The 4,277-nt window shown below is 64.6% G+C and carries 4 protein-coding genes; all 4 read left to right on the forward strand.

Translation table 11 applies throughout. The features are described 5' to 3' along the window. Positions 1-402 precede the first annotated feature (402 nt). The 4 genes from VD972_RS19230 to VD972_RS19245 all read left to right on the forward strand — a co-directional run bounded on the left by VD972_RS19230 (position 403) and on the right by VD972_RS19245 (position 3,738). Positions 403-1,239 carry a hypothetical protein gene (locus tag VD972_RS19230; protein ID WP_324989062.1) on the forward strand — a complete coding sequence of 279 codons (837 nt, stop codon included), beginning with the start codon at positions 403-405 and terminating at the stop codon, positions 1,237-1,239. Then, entirely contained in the window at positions 1,236-1,889 is a 654-nt protein-coding gene (locus VD972_RS19235) for a M23 family metallopeptidase (protein ID WP_324989064.1), read from the forward strand. The genes VD972_RS19230 and VD972_RS19235 overlap by 4 nt, the downstream gene beginning before the upstream one ends. Before the next feature lie 144 nt (positions 1,890-2,033). Continuing rightward, positions 2,034-2,186 carry a hypothetical protein gene (locus tag VD972_RS19240; protein WP_324989066.1) on the forward strand — a complete coding sequence of 51 codons (153 nt, stop codon included), beginning with the start codon at positions 2,034-2,036 and terminating at the stop codon, positions 2,184-2,186. Positions 2,187-2,313: 127 nt separating this feature from the next. Next, complete coding sequence (locus VD972_RS19245; RefSeq protein ID WP_324989068.1) at positions 2,314-3,738, forward strand: choice-of-anchor A family protein; 1,425 nt, start codon at positions 2,314-2,316, stop codon at positions 3,736-3,738. The last annotated feature ends 539 nt before the right edge of the window (positions 3,739-4,277 follow it).

The following is a 4,277-nucleotide window of genomic DNA, read 5'->3' on the forward strand; positions in this document are numbered from 1 at the left end:
CCTTGCCATGAACCGATTGACCAGCCGGAGCTCACGTGCGCGTGGGCTTGGAGATACAGGCCCGTCGGCGGCATCCAGCCAGAGCCCTCCGCCGGGGCCGGGGCCGCGACACCCTCCGAGGCGAGAGGATCCTCGGCAGCGGCCCTGGTAGACAGCGCCAGGAGCAGCGCCAGCAAAGCCATTCGAGCGTGGAATCGTGAAACATTCTTGCTCGGTGGAAAAGAGCCATCTGAGCTTCGAAATCATGCCTCCCGGGTGGGACGAAATTCCCCAGGCCTCGTCCAAGGGGAAGCACCGCAACTAACGCTGGCGATGGACTCCGGCGTTCACCCACCTACGGAGACACTCGTGACAAAGAGACCTACGCGTTCCTGGGTCCTACCCATGTGGACCCTCGCGGCCATGACGCTGGTTGCCTCCAGCGCCACGGCGGCGGATCGCATGAACCCGGCGGATCTGCGCCGTATCGAGAAGGCGCGTGAGCGCCTGGTCCCCGCCGTCGAGAAGGAGTTCGGGCCCAAGGCCCGGTTCGTCCATCTCTTCGGCCAGGGCCGCGGCATGCTGGCGGGTGTCGTCGCGGAGATCCCGGAGCAGCCTCTGGGGACGGACGATCTGCCGCTGCTGGCCATCGTCCAGTATGACGAGACGACCGGCGCGGTGAGCGTGGTGGATCGCGAGTTCAAGTACCGGGAGGCGCGTTCGGTGGGACCCCACGTGGCCCTGCTGGATGGACAGGGCAACCTGCGCCTGCGTGAGCGCGGCGGCCGTGAGCGGGTGCTGGCTAAGGGGGTGGGAGGAGATCTGTTCCCGACGGCGAAGGGTGACGCGCTGGTGGCCACGATGCAGTCCACCAGCACCGAAACGCACGAGACGTCCGTGGCCCTCATCGATCTCAAGGGCCAGGTGAAGCTCCTGGCGGACGGGCCTGGAGTGGACGCGGCCCCCTCCATCTCTCCGGATGGCAAGACGGTGGTCTTCGTGTCCGGCCGCACCAGCGTGGCTTCGTTCTACGTCACGACGGTGGAGGGCGAGGAGGCCCGGCAGTTGACGAATGTCGGGCTGGAAAACTGGATGCTGTTCGAGGGCATTCCGGCGAGCTTCGTCCCCCCGCCGGTCTCGAGTCACCACATGGAGTGGGTGAGCGAGGACGTGCTTCGCTACAACGCGGGCGGCGGCAAGTTCTGGACGATCAACGTGCGCACCGGACAGGCGGCTCCGGACCTGGGAGGTGACAAGTGAAGATCTCGATGATGAAGAAGCTCACCGTCTCGCTGGTGTTCGCGCTGCTGGCCGTTCCGGCGGTCTCCTCGGCGCAGACGTTCTTCCGCTTTCCCGCCTCTCAGCTCGGAGACCAGTGCGGCAACGGTGGCTGCGTGGTGAGTGCGTACAAGGACTACGGTGGCAGGGACTACGCGTGTGGCGGCGTCCGCTACAGCGGCCACACAGGCATTGACTACGCCCTGGTGGGCGGGTTCAGCAAGATGGACTACGGCGTGTGGGCCATGAACGCCGCCAGTGGCGTCATCGAGTCCTCGGTGGATGGTTACTTTGATCGGTGCAACTACTGGGATCAGGGCAACCCGTACGCCGCCTGCGGACTCTACACGGCCAACTACATCATCATGCGGCACGCGGATGGCACCAAGACCAAGTACTGGCACCTGAAGGCATACACTCAGCAGTTCGCTCGGAATACCTCCCTGTCCTGCGCCTACTGGATTGCACGGGTGGGCTCCTCTGGGGCCTCCACGGGGCCGCACCTGCACTTCGAGTACTGGGTCCCGAACTACGGCATTGATGACCCGTACGCGGGGCCGTGCGGCACTCCCTATACGCGATGGACCTCGCAAGGAGCGTATCGCGGCCTGCCAGGGATCGCCTGTCAGTAGGAAGTCTGGCTCTTGCACCCTCTGAAAAAGGTGATGGCGCCTGCATGTGGGGATCAAATTTGGTCTTTGGGGACCAAAAAAGGACCAAATCACGAACCGCGCCCGGCCTGAGCCTGCCCCGTGCTGATGGAGAGTCTACCGCTCATGAGAAGCCAGAAGGGCTCCTGTCCTTTACGCCGCACCGTGGCCTCCAGCAGCACACACCCTGGGATCACGTCCCAGCGCAACTTGGAGCGGCTGGGGTTCCGGATCGCCTACCCCAAGGTGGTGCTCGTCCGCGAAAAAATCTCCGCATAGCGCGTCCGTCGCCTGTATCCTTGTCCTTGGACAGGGGGGGCTTTGCGCGAAAGGGGCCTATCGCCCCTGCGAGTCCGACGATTCCCCTGGGCCACGGCAGCACTCACCTGACCGGAGGGAAGACGACATGCGCTGGCTCTCGCTCTGTATGATCTCGGCACTGCTGGGCGGTGGATGCAGTACGAGTGCGGAAGAAGAACTGACGCTCCGGCACAGCGAGCTGAGCGTCGTCACCGTCGACTCGCTCGTTGGAGACAAGGATGGCTTCGGGGCTGGAATCCCCTGCGGCGCGACGTATCAGAACATCAACGACTTCAACCCTGGACCGGATGATCCTCCAGGCACGGATGTCGTTGTCGTCGCCTCGTCCTACCTGCCGCCATTGAGCAGCAACCCCTACGCCTACAACCCGAGGGCGCTCAAGCTGCCGGCCCCCTTCGTGCACACCTTCCAGCTGCGGCAGGACTGCCCCATCACCTCAGTTGAACTCGAGATGTGCACGGCCGATGTCGATGATGGGGGTTTTTCCTGGATCAATGATCGCTTGTTCCTGGATGGAACCGAGCTGGCGGGGGCCTTCGATGATGTCAATCAGTACATCGCAGGCGTCAGTGGATACACGGGGATCGTGCGCTACACCATCCCTTCCTCTGCATGGGGCCTGCTTGCGGATGGCCGCCTCTCTGTACAGGTGGATGAAACGGATCGCACCACGACCGAGGCCATTAGCTCCGAGATCATGGCGTTCGATTACTCCCTGTTGCGTATCCAGCAAGCCTGCCCTGACAACCCCTGCACCTCCATCCGGCTGGGCGACTACACCCTGTTCCTGGCCGGCGACTACAACGGAGGCCATGACATCGAGGGCAAGGTCGCGGCCGGCGGCAACATCGTCCTGAGCGACTTCTCCATGGGCCACAGCCTGCCGGACAACAACATCTCCAACACCCTGGTGACCGGCGGCAACCTGAGCCTCAACCGCGGCGGCCTCTGGGGCGACGGCTGGTACGGCGGCACCTACAGCACCAACACCACCGTCGTGTACCCGCGCGGCACCGTCCGCCAGGGCACGCCCGTCGACTTCGCGGCCCGCTTCTCCGAGCTGCGCGGCCTGTCCTCCAAGCTCGCTGCCATGACGGCCAACGGCACCACGGAGCGCGAGAATTGGGGCGGCGTCATGCTGCGCGGCACCAGCCCAGCCGTGAACGTGTTCAACGTGCAGGCCAGCGCCTTCACCGGCTCCGTGCTGTTCTCCATCGAGGCCCCGGCTGGCTCCCTCGCCATCATCAACATCCGTGGAGCGTCGGCGACGTTCACCGGCTTTGGCCAGCAGATGAGCGGCGGCATCGACCAGCACGGCATCCTGTTCAACTTCGTGGACACCACCTCCATCACCGCCCAGGGCTACGGCTTCTTCGGGACCATCCTGGCCCCCTACGCCAACGTGAACTTCACCGATGGCAGTTGGAACGGCGGTCTCTTCGCCCTGTCGCTCACGGGCAACGCCGAGGGCCACCTCGACCCGATGCCGGACCGCGACATCTGCCCGTAGCGCTCGCGGACGCGCCTCCCCTTCAGGCCAGGTCCGGGGCTCGCCGCGAGCCTGGGCCTCACAGCGTCAACCACCATGCCAGCCCGTTGAGGTCGGGATGAGCTGATGGGGTTCTCCCCGATGGAACCAGCGCAGAACTCCCCGGGGCAAGCATGCTGCCACCCGGCGTCAACGACACTCCCGAGAAGCGGCGTCTTCTGCGCCGCCTCGCTTACCTGGACAGCCCGCAGGTAAAGACCCTCTCGCGCTTGGTGGGCTTGCTCCTGCCGGAAAAGGGCGCCCAGAAATGAGCGCCAGCACCACGGCCCCACGGCGACGGGCGCCGCCATGTTGCACGTATGTCGCAGGAGCCTGCGGAATGGGATGGGACAGGACGGGACGGCATGGGACGCGGCGGGATAACGACTCCAAATCATTCCAGGCGGTTACGAGGTAAGAGCTCCTAACAAAAGTCAGGTTTGAAAGGGAGGGTGGACGGATAGCCGGGCCATGAGCACCTAGGGCCCATGGCTCGCGACCTCCTACCGGATGCGCTATGG

Origin of the sequence: Hyalangium sp. (assembly GCF_035629615.1) — a bacterium.
Taxonomy (GTDB): Bacteria; Myxococcota; Myxococcia; order Myxococcales; family Myxococcaceae; genus Hyalangium.